General features: G+C 61.9%; 15 protein-coding genes. 13 read left to right on the top strand and 2 right to left on the bottom strand.

The window, feature by feature from the left end; genetic code table 11:
* Positions 1-57: 57 nt before the first annotated feature.
* The 13 genes from N7367_RS05860 (at position 58) to N7367_RS05800 (ending at position 15,737) form a co-directional block, all read left to right on the top strand.
* Positions 58-1,068: an efflux RND transporter periplasmic adaptor subunit gene (locus tag N7367_RS05860; protein ID WP_279941951.1), complete on the top strand. Its 1,011-nt coding sequence runs from the start codon at positions 58-60 to the stop codon at positions 1,066-1,068.
* Entirely contained in the window at positions 1,068-4,313 is a 3,246-nt protein-coding gene (locus tag N7367_RS05855) for a CusA/CzcA family heavy metal efflux RND transporter (protein ID WP_279941950.1), read from the top strand. The genes N7367_RS05860 and N7367_RS05855 overlap by 1 nt, the downstream gene beginning before the upstream one ends.
* Positions 4,314-4,410: 97 nt before the next feature.
* A complete protein-coding gene (locus N7367_RS05850) occupies positions 4,411-5,745 on the top strand; it encodes an MFS transporter (protein WP_046984174.1) in 1,335 nt (444 codons plus the stop codon).
* A 122-nt stretch (positions 5,746-5,867) separates the two neighbouring features.
* Complete coding sequence (locus tag N7367_RS05845; protein ID WP_049444365.1) at positions 5,868-6,218, top strand: hypothetical protein; 351 nt, start codon at positions 5,868-5,870, stop codon at positions 6,216-6,218.
* A gap of 328 nt (positions 6,219-6,546) precedes the next feature.
* Positions 6,547-7,203 carry a HupE/UreJ family protein gene (locus N7367_RS05840; protein WP_229301257.1) on the top strand — a complete coding sequence of 219 codons (657 nt, stop codon included), beginning with the start codon at positions 6,547-6,549 and terminating at the stop codon, positions 7,201-7,203.
* Positions 7,204-7,226: 23 nt separating this feature from the next.
* A complete protein-coding gene (locus N7367_RS05835) occupies positions 7,227-7,877 on the top strand; it encodes a transmembrane anchor protein (RefSeq protein WP_279941949.1) in 651 nt (216 codons plus the stop codon).
* A gap of 103 nt (positions 7,878-7,980) precedes the next feature.
* Positions 7,981-8,346, top strand: a complete 366-nt coding sequence (locus tag N7367_RS05830) for a hypothetical protein (protein WP_279941948.1) — start codon at positions 7,981-7,983, stop codon at positions 8,344-8,346.
* Between the two features lie 87 nt (positions 8,347-8,433).
* Positions 8,434-9,684 (top strand): TolC family protein, encoded by a 1,251-nt coding sequence (locus N7367_RS05825; protein WP_279941946.1) that lies wholly within the window; start codon positions 8,434-8,436, stop codon positions 9,682-9,684.
* Positions 9,681-10,913 (top strand): efflux RND transporter periplasmic adaptor subunit, encoded by a 1,233-nt coding sequence (locus tag N7367_RS05820; protein ID WP_279941945.1) that lies wholly within the window; start codon positions 9,681-9,683, stop codon positions 10,911-10,913. The genes N7367_RS05825 and N7367_RS05820 overlap by 4 nt, the downstream gene beginning before the upstream one ends.
* A 10-nt stretch (positions 10,914-10,923) precedes the next feature.
* Positions 10,924-14,061, top strand: a complete 3,138-nt coding sequence (locus N7367_RS05815) for a CusA/CzcA family heavy metal efflux RND transporter (RefSeq protein WP_046984180.1) — start codon at positions 10,924-10,926, stop codon at positions 14,059-14,061.
* Positions 14,062-14,117: 56 nt separating this feature from the next.
* Positions 14,118-14,789, top strand: coding sequence for a HupE/UreJ family protein (locus N7367_RS05810; protein ID WP_279941943.1), 672 nt, complete (start codon positions 14,118-14,120; stop codon positions 14,787-14,789).
* Positions 14,790-14,808: 19 nt separating this feature from the next.
* Positions 14,809-15,450 (top strand): hypothetical protein, encoded by a 642-nt coding sequence (locus tag N7367_RS05805; RefSeq protein ID WP_046984182.1) that lies wholly within the window; start codon positions 14,809-14,811, stop codon positions 15,448-15,450.
* Positions 15,451-15,491: 41 nt separating this feature from the next.
* Positions 15,492-15,737 carry a hypothetical protein gene (locus N7367_RS05800; protein ID WP_279941942.1) on the top strand — a complete coding sequence of 82 codons (246 nt, stop codon included), beginning with the start codon at positions 15,492-15,494 and terminating at the stop codon, positions 15,735-15,737.
* A gap of 150 nt (positions 15,738-15,887) precedes the next feature.
* On the opposite strand, the gene N7367_RS05795 is transcribed toward N7367_RS05800, so the two are convergent.
* A complete protein-coding gene (locus tag N7367_RS05795; protein ID WP_279941941.1) occupies positions 15,888-16,262 on the bottom strand; it encodes a hypothetical protein in 375 nt (124 codons plus the stop codon).
* Positions 16,263-17,195: 933 nt separating this feature from the next.
* Positions 17,196-18,206 carry a TniB family NTP-binding protein gene (locus N7367_RS05790; protein WP_279941940.1) on the bottom strand — a complete coding sequence of 337 codons (1,011 nt, stop codon included), beginning with the start codon at positions 18,204-18,206 and terminating at the stop codon, positions 17,196-17,198.
* Between the last annotated feature and the right edge of the window lie 221 nt (positions 18,207-18,427).

Here is an 18,427-nt window from a genome sequence, read left to right as displayed (position 1 = left end):
TCCAACGCGCCCGCCTCGGCAGACGCTGCACCCCCTGCCGCAGAAGATACCGGCGGCGTGCAGGCCGTTGCCATTCCAGACGCATATCTAGGAGCAGCCGGCATTGCGGTTGAGGCTGTCACCTCCGCTGATGTAGCAGCCAACATTGGCGCAGCCGGCTCCGTCGTTGCCATTCCGGGTGGCGAAGCCGTGGTGGTATCCAGGGCCGCAGGCAACGTGACCGAGGTGCTGCGCCAGGTGGGCGACAAGGTCGCCAAGGGCGATATCCTTGCACGGGTCGCCAGCCCTGATGGCGCACGCATCGCAGCAGATCTGCGCGTGGCCAATGCCGGTCTTTCCCTGGCGCAGAAGAATGCCAGCCGGGACCAGTCGCTGTTGGCGCAGGGGGTGCTTGCCCGCCAGGAGGCCGAAGCCAGCCAAGCTGCCTACCTGTCGGCACAGGCGGAAGCGCAACGGGCTGCGCTGGTGGCTCGCACCGCCAACGTCGATGGCGGCGGCAGCGTTTCGGTGGTCAGCCCCATCGCCGGGACCATCAGCAGTTCCCAGGCCACACTGGGTGTATTCGTTGAACCACAGGCCACCCTCTATCGCGTCACCGGCTCGAATGGCGTGGAGGTGCAGGCATCGGTGCGCGCGGGTGATACCAGCCGGATCCGCTCCGGTGATCCAGCCACCATCGTGCGCTCTGACGGCACCGTGGTATCAGGCAAGGTCCGTTCTGTAGCGACGGCGGTGGGGGGATTGACGCGAGCTGCCACCGTGGTGATTACGCCGGAAAACGCTGGTGCCGGACTTGTCGTCGGTGACGGCGTGCAGGTGCGCCTTGTGGCGTCAGCCGGGCAGTCCGGTGGGATGTCCGTTCCCGAAGAAGCCGTGCAGAACATCGATGGCAAGGACGTGCTGTTCGTGCGCACGGAGAAGGGTTTCAACGCCCAGCCCGTGTTCGTAGGCGTGCGTAGTGGTGGAATGGCGCAGATCCTCTCCGGTGTTTCCGCAGGAACCCGTGTAGCAACCCGCAACGCCTTCCTGGTAAAGGCAGAAATGAACAAGTCCGGCGGAGACGAGTGATGATCGAACAGGTGCTTACAGGTGCCGTGCGGCACCGCTGGCTGGTGTTGTTCATAACGCTGGTGATCTCGGTCATCGGTGCCTGGCAGTTGAACATGCTGCCGATCGATGTCACCCCGGACATCACCAACAAGCAGGTGCAGATCAACACCGTCATCCCCACGCTCAGCCCGGTGGAGGTGGAAAAGCGGGTGACCTATCCCATCGAGACCGCGATGGCGGGCCTGCGCGGCGTTGCCAACACGCGTTCGTTCTCGCGCAACGGTTTCAGCCAGGTGACGGTCATCTTCGATGAAAGTGCCGATCTGTACTTCATGCGCCAGCAGGTCACCGAGCGCTTGACCCAGGCCCGGCCGCAGCTTCCCGAAGGCGCCGAGCCGCTGATGGGGCCGGTTTCCACTGGCCTGGGCGAGGTATTCCACTACAGCGTCGAGTTCACACACCCCGATGGCAAGGACGCTCCACGCAACGATGGCAAGCCCGGATGGCAGAGCGATGGTTCATTCCTGACCGACCAGGGTGATCGCCTGACCGATGATATGGCGCGCCTAGCGTACCTGCGCACGGTACAGGACTGGATCGTGCGCCCGCAGTTGCGCACGACGCCGGGCGTGGCTGACGTCGACAGCCTGGGCGGCTACGTGAAGGAGTATGTGGTCGAGCCCAATGCAGCCAAGCTTGCCGAATACGGGTTCTCCTATACCGACTTGGCGAACGCGCTGCAGGATGCAAATCTTTCGGTGGGTGCGGACTACATCCAGCGCTCTGGTGAGTCCTATCTGGTGCGAGCTGATGCCCGTATCCGGTCGGTGGATGAGATCGCGCGGGCCGTGGTGGGTAACCGCAACGGTGTTCCGGTCACGGTGGGTGATGTCGCGCGGGTGGTGATCGACGGCGAGCTGCGGCGAGGTGCCGCCAGCCGCAATGGCTACGAAACGGTGGTGGGCAGCGCACTGATGCTGGTTGGCGCCAACAGCCGCACCGTGGCCGCCGCTGTCGGCGACAAGCTCAAGGAGATCAGCAAGACCATGCCGCCGGGTGTGAGCATCGTCCCGACGCTGGATCGCTCGCAGTTGGTGGTGGCGACCATCAAGACCGTCGCCAAGAACCTGACGGAGGGCGCGCTGCTGGTGGTGGTCATCCTGTTCGCGTTGCTGGGGAACTGGCGTGCGGCAGTGATTGCTGCACTGGTAATTCCGTTGTCCCTGCTCATCACCGCAATCGGCATGAACAAGCTGGGCATCTCCGGCAACCTAATGAGCCTGGGAGCGCTGGATTTTGGACTGATCATCGACGGTGCTGTGATCATTGTCGAAAACTCACTGCGACGATTGGCCGAGCGTCAGCATGCCGAAGGTAGAATCCTCACTCTGAGCGAGCGCCTGCACGAGACCATCGCGTCCTCCAAGGAGATGGTCCGCCCGACGATCTACGGACAGGCGGTCATCTTCCTCGTCTTTGTTCCGTGCCTGACGTTCCAGGGCGTGGAAGGCAAGATGTTCTCGCCGATGGTGATCACCCTGATGCTGGCGCTTGCATCGGCCTTTGTCCTCTCGCTGACATTCGTTCCGGCGATGGTCGCTGTCATGTTGAAGGGCCACATTTCCGAGAAGGAAGTGCGTGTCGTGGCGGCCACGAAGAGCCGTTACCAACCGTTGCTGCGCAATGCGATCCGGCAACCGATGCCATATCTTGCCGGCGGACTGGGCGTATTGCTGGCCGGCGCGGTGGCGTTCTCCTTCGTCGGACGTGAGTTCATGCCGACACTGGACGAGCAGAACCTGAACCTGTCCTCCGTTCGTATTCCCTCCACGTCCATCGAACAGTCGGTGGCCATCGATCTTCCCTTGGAAAGGGCTGTGCTGACGCTTCCCGAGGTGCAGACCGTCTACTCCAAGGCGGGTACGGCGAGCCTTGCCGCAGACCCCATGCCGCCCAACGCATCGGACAACTACGTCATCCTGAAACCGAAGGACCAGTGGCCTGATGGTGTGAAGACCAAAGAGCAGGTCATCGAGCGCATCCGCGAGAAGACCGCGTTCCTGGTGGGCAACAACTACGACGCCACGCAGCCGATCGAGATGCGCTTCAACGAGCTGATCGGTGGTGTGCGCAGCGACGTGGCGGTGAAGATCTACGGCGAAGACCTGACGGCCTTGGCCACCAGCGCAGACAAAATTGCTGCTGTGCTGAAGAAGATTCCCGGGGCATCGGATGTGCGTGTGGCCCAGACCGGTGGCTTCCCGACCTTCGACATGGCGTTTGATCGCGCAGCGATCGCCCGCTATGGCCTGACCGTGAAGGATGTGGCTGATACGGTGTCGGCCGCGTTGGCCGGACGGCAAGCGGGCCAGATCTTTGAGGGCGATCGCCGCTTCGATGTGGTGGTTCGACTGCCCCGCGTCGACCGAAGTGATCTGGACGTCCTGGGTGCGGTGCCGGTCATGCTGCCGCCGGGGAATCAGGAAGGCAGCCCTTCGGTGCCGCTGCGTGAGCTGGTCAGCTTCCGCTTCACGCAGGGTCTGAACGAGGTGAGTCGTGACAACGGCAAGCGCCGGATCTATGTAGAGGCCAACGTCGTGGGGCGTGATCTGGGCAGCTTCGTGGACGATGCCAAGGTAGCGATCGCACAGCAGGTGCAACTGCCGACTGGCTCGTGGATCGAGTGGGGCGGGCAGTTCCAGAACCTGCAGGCAGCTACCCAGCGTTTGGCCATCATCGTGCCGCTGTGCTTCATCCTGATTGCCGCGGTGTTGTATATGGCCATCGGCAACGGGCTGTTGACCGGCACCGTGCTGACGGCCGTACCGCTGGCGCTGGCCGGTGGCTTCTTCGCGCTGGCCTTGCGCGGCATTCCGTTCTCGATCTCGGCAGCAGTGGGGTTCATTGCTGTTTCGGGTGTGGCGGTGCTGAACGGACTGGTGTTGATCTCCGCCATCAAGAAGCGCCTGCATGACGGCATGGAGCCGGACGAGGCGGTGGAGCAGGGTGCAATGGAGCGCGTCCGGCCCGTGTTGATGACGGCCTTGGTTGCTTCACTGGGGTTTGTGCCCATGGCGATCGCAACCGGCACGGGTGCTGAAGTGCAGAAGCCGTTGGCAACCGTGGTCATCGGCGGCCTCATCACGGCCACCGTGCTGACCCTGTTCGTCCTGCCGGCACTGTGTGGGCTGGTGCTGCGCAGGACTGCGCGCAGGAAGGCAGCGGGCATCGAGGACCCACTGCCGGCGCCGGAAACCGATTGAGTACGTTCCCTTCCACAGTTTCACGCCCGGCCCTGCGGATCGTTCTACGATCCGCAGGGTATTGGCATTTCTGCACTCCATTCCTCCGAGGACAGCCATGATCGAGGTTCTCCGTTTTCCGACCTTCAGGAATCTGTTCGCTGCCCAGGTGATTGCGTTGGTCGGTACTGGCTTGGCGACCGTGGCGCTTTCGCTGCTCGCCTATGACCTGGCCGGCGCGCAGGCCGGCCAGGTGCTCGGCACGGCACTGGCCATCAAGATGGTGGTCTACGTCCTGCTCGCGCCTATGTCCGGCGCGGTCGTGCCAGCCAATCTGCGTAAGCCGGTCCTGATCGGGCTTGATCTGGTGCGCGCGGCCGCGGCACTGTGCCTGCCTTTCGTGAATCAGATCTGGCAGGTGTACCTGCTCATCGCTCTTCTGCAGTCGGCATCAGCCTGCTTCACGCCGCTGTTCCAATCGACCATTCCGGAAATCCTCAAGGAAGAGCGCGACTACACCCGTGCTTTGTCCTTGTCGCGGCTGGCGTATGACCTGGAAAGCCTGCTCAGCCCTGCGCTGGCGGCGGCCCTGCTGACACTGATCAGCTTCCATGGCCTTTTCGCTGGCACGTCGGTGGGCTTCGTCTGCTCAGCGCTGCTGGTCGTGGTCACGGCATTCCCGTTCGTTGCAGCCTCGCCGCGCAAGGAAGGCCCCTATGCACGGGCCATCCGTGGCATGCGTATCTATCTGAAGACGCCTCGACTGAAAGGCCTGCTGGCGCTGAACCTGTGCGCTGCCGCGGGTGGTGCGATGGTATTCGTCAATACGGTGGTGGTCGTGCGCAACGTGCTGGGCGGTGCTGAAGCCCAGGTCGCCTGGGCCCTGGCTGCGTTCGGCGGCGGCTCGATGCTGATGGCGTTGGTTCTTCCCAAGGTACTGGACCGCGTACCGGACCGTCGCGTGATGCTGTCTGCAGCCAGCATGATGCTTGCGGTGCTTACCGCCTTGGGGGTTACGTGGTGGCTGACGCCCTCCGCGATCGGCTGGCCCCTGGTGCTGTCCGGCTGGGCATTGCTGGGCATGAGCTACGCCGGCCTGGTGACACCCGGCGGCCGGCTGCTACGGCGCTCGGCAGAGTCCACTGACCTTCCTTTCCTGTTCGCCGCGCAGTTCTCGCTTTCCCACGTCTGCTGGCTGATTGCCTACCCACTGGCCGGTACCGTGGGGGCACGCCTGGGCATGCCGGTGGCGGTTCTGGCGCTCGCGGTGGTGGCCTGCGCGGGGCTTCTATTCGCCTGGCGTACCTGGCCTGCGAATGATCCTGACGCAATCACCCACCGACATGATGATCTCCCTGCGGACCATCCGCACATGCAGGAACACGCGCATACGGAACAAGGCCACTCGCACCGTTTTGTCATCGATGACAACCATACCCGTTGGCCCGGATGAACGACGTGTCACCAGAGATGCCCAGTAGCGCGCGCACGCTGAACAACCCCCTTTTTCGTGTCGACTTTGATCCAGCAACACACTAGTCTTTGAGCATGACATCACTGCGCCGGATATCGAATGTGCGACTGCTCACCAGCATCTTTCTGATGCTGGTGGCGAGCATGTTCCTGCGCCCGGTGCTGAATCATCTTGGCGAGCTGCATGGTCTGCAGCACATGGTGCAGACCGCAGCCGAACATGGACATCCGCACGCGGGCGATCGGGATGCTGCAGATCGGGATCCTCTGCACGCGTCGGGCGGCCATGGCGTGCTGCACCAGTCCGATCTGGGCGGGTCACTTGGCATCCTGCTGGACGTAGCACTCCACGATCCAGCCATCGGCCGTGGTGCGCACCCCTGGCATCGCCAGGCAGCGTTCATTGCCCATCACTGCTCATCGTTGTTCAGGCCTCCAATCGTCGCGGCCTGATGCCGGGCGCATGTCTGCCGCGCTGCCTGCTTTCTGCGGGCATGCGGCTGGCTTGCGGCTAGACGCATCGCAGTTCCCCTCTGTATTCCGGCCACGATCCGGCTGACTCCTGCGCCACCGCGCGGTAACGACGTGCATGCGTGCCCTGGCACACATCTGCATGGCGTTGCAGTGCGCCTGTGGCGGGGCGCGGCACGGAGGACCGTGGCATGTCATGTCACTCAAGAACTCCATCATGATCCCCAGACCACATTCCGGGTTATCCACCCGTACCCATCCCATGGCCATGCCGTCGCACTGGCCGCGTACGCTGCTCGCAGCGATAACCATGCTGCTGCTTGTTTTCACTGCCGATGGTGCTCTGGCGCATGCCATCGCCGAGGGCGACAAGGGTTACATCCAAGAAATATCAGGGGTAAATCTGATCGCCTTCGCTTACCTGGGCGCCAAGCATATGGCCACCGGGTATGACCACATTCTGTTTCTGCTGGGCGTGATCTTCTTTCTTTACCGGATGAAGCATGTCGCGCTGTACGTCACCCTGTTTGCCATCGGTCATTCCACGACGATGCTGCTGGGTGTGCTCTTCAATGTGGGCATCAACAGCTATCTGATCGATGCGATCATCGGCTTGTCAGTGGTCTACAAGGCGCTGGACAACCTCGGTGCCTACCAGCGTTGGTTCGGCTTCCAGCCCAATACCAAGGTCGCGACACTGGTGTTCGGACTGTTCCATGGCTTTGGCCTGTCCACCAAGATCATCGAGTACGACATCTCCCCCGATGGTCTTCTGCCGAACCTGCTCGCCTTCAACGTCGGGGTGGAAATGGGGCAGATGCTTGCCCTGGGCGCCATCCTGATTGTGATGGGCTACTGGCGCCGCACCGCCAGCTTCTTCAAGCACGCCTACTTCGCCAACGCGGCAATGCTCTGCGCAGGTTTCGTCCTGATCGGCATGCAGCTGACCGGCTACGCCATTTCCTGAATCCTTGAGAGATCCCTACCATCATGTACAACAGCAAGCCCCTCGAAAGTGACCTCCCCAGCAGCCGTCAGCTGGCGCGCACTACCCTCATCGCCGCCGGCATCGCCGTCGTGCTTCTCATCGGTGTCGTGCTGCCTGCGGAACACGCCGTGGATCCGTTGGGTATAGGCCGAATGCTGGGTCTGACCGAGATGGGACAGATCAAGCAGCAACTGTCCGAAGAAGCCGCAGCGGATGCGGCCATGGATGCCCGGGCCGAGGAGGGCCTCGCCGTGCTCACCCAGGTCTCCACGCGGGATCGCCAGACAGTCGAAGTCACTCCCAAGCCGGCCGCTGCTTCGGCCTCAGCGCCCGCAGCCATGGAATGGCGTGACGAAGCCGAAGTCGTGCTGGCGCCCGGTCAGGGTACCGAAATCAAGCTTTCCATGAAGGAAGGCGAGCGTGCGACCTACACTTGGTCGGTCCAGGGCGGGGTGGTGAACTTCGACACCCATGGTGACGGCGGTGGTCGTGCCATCAGCTATGAGAAGGGGCGAGGTGAGGCGTCCGACCAGGGCGTACTTCTGGCCGCCTTTACGGGCAACCACGGCTGGTTCTGGCGCAACCGCGGCGAGGAACCGGTCACCCTGCTGCTGCGTACGGGCGGGCAGTATGAACAGCTGAAGAAAATGTAAGACCAGGCCAGGAGGGCGTGCCCGGGGCAGCCGGGTACGCTCCTCTGCAAACATTCGTCCTACCATCTCGACAAGGCCACGTGCCACATTTACCCTAGATCTCATGCGTCTTTCCGCCCGCCACCGTGTGCTCGCCCGCATCAGCCTTTTCGCGCTGATGCTGCTGAGTGTTGTGGCGCGGCCGATGGTGATCCAGCTGAGCGAACTGCATGGTCTGGAGCACGACATCGCCGCTGCGTTCGACCATGGGCATTCCCATCCGGCCGGAGCCAGTGACAACCTCGACGACGACCACGCCTCTGGTGCGCACAGCGTGCTGCACCAGGCAGACGCAAGCTTCGCAGGGAGCCTGTTCAATGGCTACCACCAGGTAGTCGCTCTCGCACTGAGCGCCGACGTGCCCACATTGCGGCTGCTGCGCGTGCCTTTGGGTTATCCCGCCTCGCCCTTCCGGCCTCCGATCGTCTGACAACGCCTGCCGCGTCCGCGCGGCCTGTTCTGCTGCCTGCCTTAGCGGGCGGCAGCGCGTTGTTCTGACATCTTTCCGGAGGCTTCCGTGAAATTCCGTAGTGTGTGGGCGCTGGCCGTTGCCGGCGCCTGCGGTATGGCCGTGCCTGGCCATGCCGCCGAAGTTCTGCGCCTGGAGGAAGCGGTCGCCCGCGCCCTGGGCAGTCATCCGAGCGCCGCAGCTGATGCCGCCCAGCTGGAGGCAACCCGCAGCCGTGCAGCCCGGGAGGGCCTGCCGGCGCCAATCATTCTGGGCGGGGAACTGGAGAACGTTGCTGGCAGCGGCAGCGTTTCAGGGATGGATGCCGCTGAGGCAACGTTCCGCGTATCCCGCCTGCTGGAACTTGGCGGCAAGCGCGCTGCGCGACAGGCATTGGGCGGCGCGGAGATCGACGCGGCCCAACGGGCAGGGGACGTGACTCGCGTAACCATCGCCACCCGAGCCGCAGGACGGTTCATCGATGTGCTGGCCGCGCAGGAGCATGTGGAACACGCGCAGGAGCGCATCGCGATGGCGCGCGCCCTGCAGCGAGAGGTCGGGCGTTGGGTCTCGGCGGCGCGCAATCCTGATTCCGACCTGCGAGCGGCAGAAATCGCAGTTGCCGACGCCGAACTCAAGCGCGATCAGGCGCTGGAGCGTCTGGAGTCGACACGCCATGCGCTCGCAGCTTCATGGGGTGCGTTGACGGTCGACTTTGGCGCCGTCGCTGGTGATACCTCGGTGCTGCCCCCCCTTGAGCAGTTCCAGGCGATGGCCGCGAAGCTGCCTTCGACACCTCAGCAACAGCTTCTTGAGTCCCAGGCAGGCGTGCTGACCGCGCGCCGTAACGTGGCGCTTGCCGCCGCCCGGCCAGATGTCAGCGTGGGCCTGGGCATTCGCCGGCTGGAAGCCACCAAAGACAGCGGATTGGTGATGTCGGTTTCTGTCCCATTGGGCAGCCGCAAGCGATCAGCGTATTCCGTTTCTGAAGTCGACCACGAGCTGTCTGCCCTCAGTGCCCGGCGCCAAGCGCAGGCCGTTGAACTGCAACAGGAACTTTTCGATATCTACCAGCAATTGCGGCAAGCGCAGCTGGAGGTCGAGTCGGTACGCGAACGCCAGCTGCCCAAGGCCGAGGCAGCACTGAAGCAGAGCCGGCGCGGCTTCGAGGAGGGCCGATTCTCCTATCTGGCGCTGGGCCAGGCGCAGAAGACCCTGTTCGACCTTCGCGAGCGCGAAGTTGAAGCCGCCGCCCGCTATCTCCGACTGCTGGTCGAGGCAGATCGCCTCACCGCCTCCGCTCTGGACATCCGCCCATGAACCGCTACGCATTCCTGATCATGTTCCCCTTGGTCCTTTCCGCCTGCGGCGGTGACAAAGCCGCGACCGAAGCCTCTACCGAGACAGCTGCCGCATCCGCCGACTACGAACGAGGGCCGAATCGAGGGCGCATGCTGCGTGACGGCGATTTTTCCCTCGAGATCACCGTTTACGAAACCAACACGCCGCCACACTTCCGTCTTTACGCGTATCGCAACGACAAACCGATTCCGCCTTCCGAAGTGCAGGCGAGCATGCAGCTCAAGCGTCTGGACGGCGAGGTCAATACCTTCAGCTTCAAGCCGGAGAACGGCTACCTCGTCGGCAGTGGGGAGGTCACTGAGCCGCACTCGTTCGATGTGGTGGCCGAAGTCACCGCAGCAGGCAAGTCCCATCGCTGGAACTACCCCTCCTATGAAGGCCGTACGCGAATCGAACCACAAGCAGCTAAGGACGCGGGCATCGTGGTGGAAGCAGCAGGCAGTGCCAGCATCCGCGACACAGTGACCTTGATGGGCAACGTGACGGTTAACACGGCGCGGCAAGCCGCAGTGAAAGCACGCTTTCCCGGCGTGGTGCGCAGCGTTGCAGTCGAGATGGGCCAGCGGGTCAGTGCGGGCCAGACTCTGGCCACGGTGGAGGGCAACGACAGCATGCGCAGCTATGCCGTCATCGCGCCGTTTGGCGGAATCGTGTTGGCGCGTAATACCAGCGTTGGGGACGTGGCGGCAGACAACACGTTGTTCGAGATCGCCGACCTCTCCGAGGTATGGGTAGACCTGCGGGCACTGGGCACCGACGCCGAGCGGCTTGCTGCAGGCCAGGTGGTGACGCTTCGCTCAGCCACTGGCGCCCATGAAACCCAAGGACGGGTGCAGAGCCTGCTCCCCTTGGCCAGTGCCGGCCAAAGCGTAGTCGCACGGGTCAGCATCCCCAATGAAGACGGCCGGTGGCGCCCGGGTATGGCCGTGTCGGCCGAGGTCGTGTTGTCCGAAACCCAGGTCCCGTTGGCAGTCAAGGAATCCGGGCTGCAGCGCTTCCGTGACTTCACCGTGGTCTTCGCACAGGTGGGCGACACGTATGAGGTGCGCATGCTTGAGCTCGGCAAGCGCGATGGGCAGCTGGTCGAGGTACTCGGTGGCCTCAAGCCCGGTACCCGTTATGTCAGCGAGCAAAGCTACCTGATTCGCGCGGACATCGAAAAGTCTGGCGCGAGCCACGATCACTGAGGGGCATCCCATGCTAGAGCGAATCATTCGCGCGTCCATCGCGCATCGATGGCTTGTGCTGCTGCTCGTGCTGGCGCTGTCCGGCCTGGGCATCTGGAACTACAGCAAGCTTCCCATCGACGCCGTGCCTGACATTACCAATGTACAGGTACAGATCAACACCGAAGCCCCTGGCTATTCGCCACTGGAAGCCGAGCAGCGCGTGACCTTCCCGGTTGAAACCGCACTGGCCGGGTTGGCACGTCTGGAGTACACACGCTCAATCTCGCGCTACGGCCTTTCGCAGGTGACCGTGGTATTCGAGGATGGGACGGATATCTACTTCGCCCGCCAGCAGGTTGCTGAGCGTCTGCAGCAGGCGGCCTCCCAGTTGCCCAATGGCCTGAAGCCAACACTGGGACCGGTTGCCACGGGCCTGGGCGAAATCTTCATGTACACCGTGGAGGCCGAACCAGGAGCTGAGAAAACCTGGACGCCAATGGCACTGCGTACCCTGCAGGACTGGGTGGTACGCCCGCAGATGCGGCACCTGAAGGGCGTGACCGAGGTCAACACCGTGGGCGGTTACGTCCGCCAGTTCCATATCACGCCAGACCCCCGCAAGCTGCAGGCCTATGGCCTGACCCTGCAGGACGTCATGGAGGCCGTTGCCCGCAGCAATGCGAACGTCGGTGCGGGCTACATCGAGAAGAGCGGCGAGCAATACCTGGTACGCGTGCCTGGGCAGGTTGCCGACATGGACGGCCTGCGCAAGATCGTGGTGGCTAATCGAGAGGGGCTGCCGCTGCGGGTAGGCGATCTTGCTGATGTCCACGAAGGCACCGAGCTGCGGACCGGCGCCGCCACCAAGGATGGCAAGGAAGTTGTGCTTGGCACGGCCTTCATGCTGATCGGCGAGAACAGCCGGGCCGTCGCCCAGCGCACCGCTGCCAAGCTGAAGGAGATCGACGGCACGCTGCCCGAGGGCGTTCGTGCGCACCCGGTGTATGACCGAACCGAGCTGGTGGATCGCACCATTGAAACGGTGAAGAAGAACCTCCTGGAGGGCGCGCTGCTGGTCATCGCGGTGCTCTTCCTGCTGCTGGGCAATCTGCGCGCCGCGCTCATCACCGCTGCGGTCATCCCGTTGACCATGCTGCTAACGATCTCCGGAATGGTGCAGAACCGGGTATCGGCCAACCTGATGAGCCTCGGTGCGCTCGACTTCGGCCTGATCGTGGACGGCGCGGTCATCATCGTGGAGAACTGCCTGCGCCGCTTCGGCGAACGCCAGCATGCGCTGGGACGCCTGTTAACGCGCGAGGAGCGATTCTCCCTGGCCGCTTCGGCAAGCGCCGAGGTCATCAAGCCCAGCCTGTTCGGTCTGTTCATCATCGCGGCGGTGTACATCCCGATCTTCGCGTTGTCGGGTGTGGAAGGAAAGATGTTCCATCCCATGGCCTTGACCGTGGTAATCGCCCTCACCGGTGCCATGGCGTTGTCGCTGACGTTCGTGCCGGCTGCCGTGGCGCAGTTCGTCACCGGCAAGGTGTCCGAGAAGGAAACCAAGGTCATGCGTGGCGTAACCCGCCTGTATGGCCCTCTGCTGGAGCGGGCGGTCAGTGCCCGTAGGTGGGTGGTCGGCGCAGCGGTTGCACTTACCGTGGTGGCCGGCATCGGTGCCAGTCGCATGGGTACAGAGTTCATCCCCAACCTGGATGAAGGCGATATCGCCCTGCACGCGCTGCGCATCCCCGGAACCAGCCTTACCCAAGCCATCGGCATGCAACGCCAGCTGGAAGCTGCCATCAAGCAGTTCCCTGAAGTCGACGAGGTGGTGGCCAAGATCGGTACTGCCGAGGTGGCGACCGACCCGATGCCTCCGTCGGTCGCCGACACCTTCATCATGCTCAAGGATCGGGACCAGTGGCCGGACCCGCGCAAACCAAAGGCCCAGCTGATTGCCGAGCTGGAGAAGACCGTCAGAGCCATCCCCGGCAACAACTACGAGTTCACTCAGCCGGTGCAGATGCGCATGAATGAGCTGATCGCCGGCGTGCGCGCGGAAGTGGCGATCAAGCTCTATGGCGACGATCTGGATCAACTCGCACAGATCGGCAGCCAGATCGAGGACGTTGCCAACCGGATCACTGGCGCAGCGGACGTGAAGCTGGAGCAGGTCTCGGGCCTTCCGTTGATGACCATTACGCCTGACCTGGACGCGTTGGCGCGCTATGGCGTGGCAATCGACGATGTGCAGAAGACCGTATCGGTCGCATTGGGTGGGGAGTCCGTTGGCCAGGTATTCGAAGGTGATCGTCGTTTCGACATCGTCGTGCGGCTGCCCGAGAACCTGCGTCAGGACACGCGCACGCTGGAATCACTGCCTGTACCGGTGTCAGGTTCGACAGAGGCCGATGCTGATCGCGGTTTCGTTCCGCTGGGGCAGCTGGCCAAGGTTGAGGTGGCTCCAGGCCCGAATCAGATCAGCCGCGAGAACGGCAAGCGGCGTGTGGTTATCACCAGCAACGTCCGCGGACGCGATCTCGGCTCGTTCGTCGAGGAGCTGCGCGCCGCCGTCGGAGATGAAGTCCAGCTGCCTGAAGGTTACTGGGTGGAGTATGGCGGCACGTTCCAGCAGCTCATCTCGGCCAGCGAGCGGCTGATGGTGGTGGTGCCCGTAGTGCTGGTGATGATCTTCGGCCTGCTGTTCATGGCGTTTGGTTCGGGACGTGATGCCGCCATCGTTTTCAGCGGCGTGCCGCTCGCCCTTACCGGCGGTGTGGCGGCTCTGTGGCTGCGTGACATTCCGCTGTCCATCTCGGCCGGTGTCGGGTTCATCGCGCTTTCGGGCGTGGCGGTACTGAACGGCCTGGTGATGATCAGCTTCATCAAAAGCCTGCGGGAACAGGGTGTGCCTCTCCACCGCGCTGTCAGCGAGGGGGCAGCGGGACGCTTGCGACCTGTGCTGATGACTGCCCTGGTCGCCAGCCTGGGCTTCCTGCCCATGGCACTGAACGTCGGTGCCGGCGCTGAAGTACAGCGTCCTCTCGCCACGGTGGTCATCGGCGGCATCGTCTCGTCCACGCTTTTGACGCTGCTGGTGCTTCCTGCGCTTTACCGCCTCATCCATCGCGAGGGCGATACGTCCAAGGATGAAGCCGAATGACGCTTTCCCTTTTTCCAACGTTGAGGAACCTACGCTTGATTCCGTTGAACAGACCGTTGTCGTGGCTCTCCCTGCTGGCCGCGCTGTTGATTCCCTGGGCCGCGTTCGCCCACGGCGTCAGTGAGGGTGACCAGGCCTTCCTGGAGGACAGCACGGGCACCCAGCTGATTGCATTTACCTACCTGGGAGCCAAGCACATGGTTACCGGGTACGACCACCTGCTCTTTCTGTTCGGGGTGATCTTCTTCCTGTACCGGATGCGTGACGTCAGCATCTACGTGACCTTGTTCGCCATTGGGCACAGCACGACGCTACTGCTGGGCGTGTTGGGTGGCTTCCACGTGAATGCCTACCTGGTGGATGCGATCATCGGACTGTCCGTGGTCTACAAGGCACTGGACAACATGGGGGCGTTCAAGCGCTGGTTCGGTGTGCAGCCCAACACCAAAGCAGCCGTGCTCATCTTCGGCTTCTTCCATGGCTTCGGCCTGGCAACGAAGTTGCAGGATTTCACCCTGTCCGCTGACGGACTGGTGCCCAACATGCTGGCGTTCAACGTCGGCGTGGAGCTGGGCCAGCTGCTGGCCTTGGCCGGCATCCTGATTCTGATGGGCTTCTGGCGCCGTCTGCCGTCCTTCCATCGGCAGGCCTACAGCATCAATACCGTCCTGATGTGTGCCGGCTTCGTGCTGATGGGCATGCAACTGACGGGCTACTTCGTTTCCTGACCTTTGATCGAGGCTTTCAATGTCCATTTCCATCAATCAGCAACTTCCCAGCACTCGTCGTCTTCTCAAATCAACTGCGCTCGCCGTGGCGGTCGCTGGTGTGATTCTGATCACTACCGTATTGCCCGCCGAGTACGGCATTGACCCGACTGGCGTGGGTCGTGCCCTCGGTTTGGATGCGCTGGCCGCGAGCGGCGATTCCTCCGCATCTGAAGCCGTTCCTCAAACCTCAAATGGGCGCCCGGAAGCCATTGCGGCCTTGTCCGAGAAGGCCAAGGTCGCCTTCGGAGAGAACAAGGGGCAATCCCTTGATCCAGCGGCTGTAGGTTTTGGTTCTGGCGCGCTGCGTCAGGACACCATGACCATCGAAATCGAGCCAGGCAAAGGCATGGAGCTGAAGTCCCACATGACCACGGGCGCAGGAATGCTGTTCCGCTGGACATCCAGCGCTCCGGTCGCCGTGGACATGCATGGCGAGAGACCTGACGTGAAGGGAGCCTGGACCAGCTACGCCGTAGAGGGCGCCCAATCGAAAGCAGAGGGGACTTTCATCGCTCCCTTCGATGGAACACATGGCTGGTATTGGCAGAACCGAGGTACCTCGCCGGTGATCATCACAATCGAACTGAATGGCTATCAGGCCGACCTGTATCAGCCGTAACACCCCCGGCAGTCCGCCGGAACCAACCCAGGAGTCAATCCATGAAACTGCGTTATACGTTCGCTGCATGCCTCGTTGCCGGCCTGACATGGTCCTCAGGCGCATCTGCCCACGATCCTGCCTTGCATGCCGATCCGGCGCCGGCAGCCGCGCCGCAAGCCAAGCCGAAGACGTGCGAGCAGCTGGCTGATCGATCGAAGTACAAGGTTGATCTGAATGACTCTCAGACCAAGGCATTGAAGGAGCGTTGCGACGCTCAAGCGGCTTCGGCTGCAAAGAAGAGGTAAGCACTGGGCCATGTGGCCCGGCTGTAGATGCCGGGCCATATCCGCGTAAGAGTGGCAGTGCAGACCATGCTTGCTGGCATGTCTGCCTCCGGCCGCAGGCGGACATTGCGCCCGCAGCACGTAGGTGGGTGGTACTAGGGCCGGGCCAACTCACTTGCCAGCCCCGGGGGCATTCTTCACGCTTGCCTGTCCGGTTGTTTCAGAAGAGAGGCAATGTTCCACTACCTTGCGCGCGGTGAGCGTTTGAACACCGCTGGCATTGGCAACTGCGCGGATAAGCTCTTTGAGCTGCTTGATGCGCCCAGATCTGTAGTCATCGATGAGTCCCGAGTTGGCCATCTCCAGCGCAGCCACCGTCACCGATTCCCGTCTCCAATGAGAGTACTCGCGTCGAAGATCCGCATACTTTCTTGCCTCAATCGGGAAATTATGTCTGACGTAACCTGTAGACACGTCCAAGTTTGCGCAGAAAGTGCAAAATGCGGGGGAGGACTTGGGGTTTTCAAGGGCGCTGTTCAGCGCCACTTGAACCTTCAAATAGACACTTCGGGGGTGCCGACCACATCGTCTGGAGGTGGGAATGGATGCGGCATCATAGAGACAGTGACTAACGTCAGGGGGCCGTGACGATTGAAAGTCGAGTAGTGATGCTCCGAACGCGGTGGCGAACTTCAGAACACTCATAAGCGACGGCTTACTCGACCGAGAGCCAAGAGCCCTTACATTGACTAATGGGTCTCCTGGGGGAAGGTCTCTTCGGTGCCTCTTGAAGAAAAGGCGCATTCCTTCCCGATTGAGAGTCAGGTTCGGATTCTCGGCGCAGGCTGTTACCAACTCATGCAACAGCTGCTCGCCAAAACCGGGGTGCTCCAAAGGCGCGTGTAAAGGGGGGATCGCTCTGAGGTTCGCGCGGCATACGTAGCACTCGTCTAGTTGAGCGCCTGAAGCGTAGACTTGAGCGCTTTCGCAGGAGGGGCAGCGCTGGAGCAACGGGGTCTTATGAATCGAGCACCTCGCTATTGGAAGCAAGGCCCAAAGAAGACGGTCGTAGACCTCTCCTCGTTCTCTTGCATCCTCCGCGTAGCATGCAGGGCACCATGCACGTGAACTCTTCAGCGCGCCAATTGATGTGCTTGAAATCACTTGTTTGAGCGACAGGATGGTGGCGGATCGTAGGGAGGTGATGCCGGTTGCGGCACCCAAGGCTTTAACTAGCTTTGCGGTATCAGACCCGACACCACAAAGCTGAATTCTCACTCCACTCTGGGTGATTCTAGGAAGTCGTTCCACCTGTTGGTCGCAGTTGCTCCTATCCCACCATGCATCCAGGTGCCTAGCCAACTGCCAATGGCTGCAGCTATGTGCTCGAGCCATGCGAACGAGGTAGCTGCTGATTCCCTCGACCTCCAGGCTTCCTGCACCGAGATGCGGAACGGAGAAGTAATCGGCCATGGTTGGTCACCTTCTGACAGGGGCTACGGGGTCCCGCTTGGGCTTCCGTTGAAATGGCCTCCTCTGTTCCTTGGAGCGGCAACTCGAGTCAGCGCCATTCTTCGTCTCGCTGGGAGGCGTCGGTAGCTTTCTCATTGCGGACTCCCCTTCAGCAATTTCTCGAGCGATGAGGGCTATCTGCTCTTCATAACGAGTTTCCATGAAGTGTTCCAAGCGGAGCGCCCGCTCTCCACGGGAGTGCATCTCGCACATGGCCGCATTCACCCAGCCTAGGAGCAGCCCCAGGCATCCGAGTGTCCCGGCAGTCATGTAGCTAGAGTGGATAATCAAACTACTTCCGCTCTTCCAAGGAAGATGGGCATCCAAACCTTTGAGAATCCCGAGAAAATTCAGCTCGTCTTGACCTGTAGGTCGATAGCGACCGAACTCGATGACTCTCATTCGTCCGTTTAGATGAGCAGAGGAAAGTCCTGCCGCGAACAGCTCGTAACCACCGGCCAGCACTAGAATGATGTCTGTGGTGTTGGCTAAGCACTTCAGAGAATCAAGAATGTCGGATGCCTGTGCCCCACGGTTAGTCCGCAGTAGGTGATGAGCTTCATCAATGAACAGGTAACGGGTCTTCCGATAGATGATCGCCTGCTCGAGCTTGATCCTTAGCTCTGTCTCCGACTCTCTCTGTCGAATGATGCCTCTGAGATCGCCATACATAGGGTGGCGCAGTGCTTGTAGTGCGCGCATTGTAAAATGCTTCATTGAGAAGCGCCCTCCATGCGTAGTCGCAGCCTCAACAAGGATCACCGGCAGCTCGTCGTCTGAGATCGGGCTCTGGACTAGACGACGGGCCACACTTTGCACCAGGCGTGACTTTCCCACACGGGTGGGACCGACCAGGAGGACAACACTTCCGGGCGCGCCCATGGCTAACTGCGTGAAAAGTTGGCGATCGACCTCTTGGTATCGGGGATGGTCGATGTCCAGTTGATGCAGCGCATTGGCGGGTATGATCTTGGTCATGGCTGGGAGTTCCAGCTGATGGCGATGCTTGGAATATCGTCGCTACAAAGAGAAGGATTTTTCTTTGCGTCGCAAGCTGTTGACGAGAACGGTGTGGGCTGCTCAGACGGCGTCACGCGCTCCCTCTCACTAAGGTGCCTTGCCAAAGATAGGTCAGCTTCGTGCCTTGCTTCCGCCAGCTCTGCACGACCATCCAGCCTGAGCGTGGTTCTGCAGATTCT

Source organism: Stenotrophomonas sp. GD04145 (assembly GCF_029835135.1).
GTDB classification, from domain to species: Bacteria; Pseudomonadota; Gammaproteobacteria; order Xanthomonadales; family Xanthomonadaceae; genus Stenotrophomonas; species Stenotrophomonas maltophilia_P.
This window is presented reverse-complemented; position numbering and strand designations above follow the sequence as displayed.

Excerpts from the sequence above, each read along its gene's own strand:
- N7367_RS05855 (WP_279941950.1), top strand. The coding sequence starts at position 1,068 with ATGATCGAACAGGTGCTTACAGGTGCCGTGCGGCACCGCTGGCTGGTG.
- N7367_RS05850 (WP_046984174.1), top strand. The coding sequence starts at position 4,411 with ATGATCGAGGTTCTCCGTTTTCCGACCTTCAGGAATCTGTTCGCTGCC.
- N7367_RS05840 (WP_229301257.1), top strand. The coding sequence starts at position 6,547 with ATGCTGCTGCTTGTTTTCACTGCCGATGGTGCTCTGGCGCATGCCATC.
- N7367_RS05835 (WP_279941949.1), top strand. The coding sequence starts at position 7,227 with ATGTACAACAGCAAGCCCCTCGAAAGTGACCTCCCCAGCAGCCGTCAG.
- N7367_RS05830 (WP_279941948.1), top strand. The coding sequence starts at position 7,981 with ATGCGTCTTTCCGCCCGCCACCGTGTGCTCGCCCGCATCAGCCTTTTC.
- N7367_RS05820 (WP_279941945.1), top strand. The coding sequence starts at position 9,681 with ATGAACCGCTACGCATTCCTGATCATGTTCCCCTTGGTCCTTTCCGCC.
- N7367_RS05815 (WP_046984180.1), top strand. The coding sequence starts at position 10,924 with ATGCTAGAGCGAATCATTCGCGCGTCCATCGCGCATCGATGGCTTGTG.
- N7367_RS05805 (WP_046984182.1), top strand. The coding sequence starts at position 14,809 with ATGTCCATTTCCATCAATCAGCAACTTCCCAGCACTCGTCGTCTTCTC.
- N7367_RS05800 (WP_279941942.1), top strand. The coding sequence starts at position 15,492 with ATGAAACTGCGTTATACGTTCGCTGCATGCCTCGTTGCCGGCCTGACA.
- N7367_RS05790 (WP_279941940.1), bottom strand. The coding sequence starts at position 18,206 with ATGACCAAGATCATACCCGCCAATGCGCTGCATCAACTGGACATCGAC.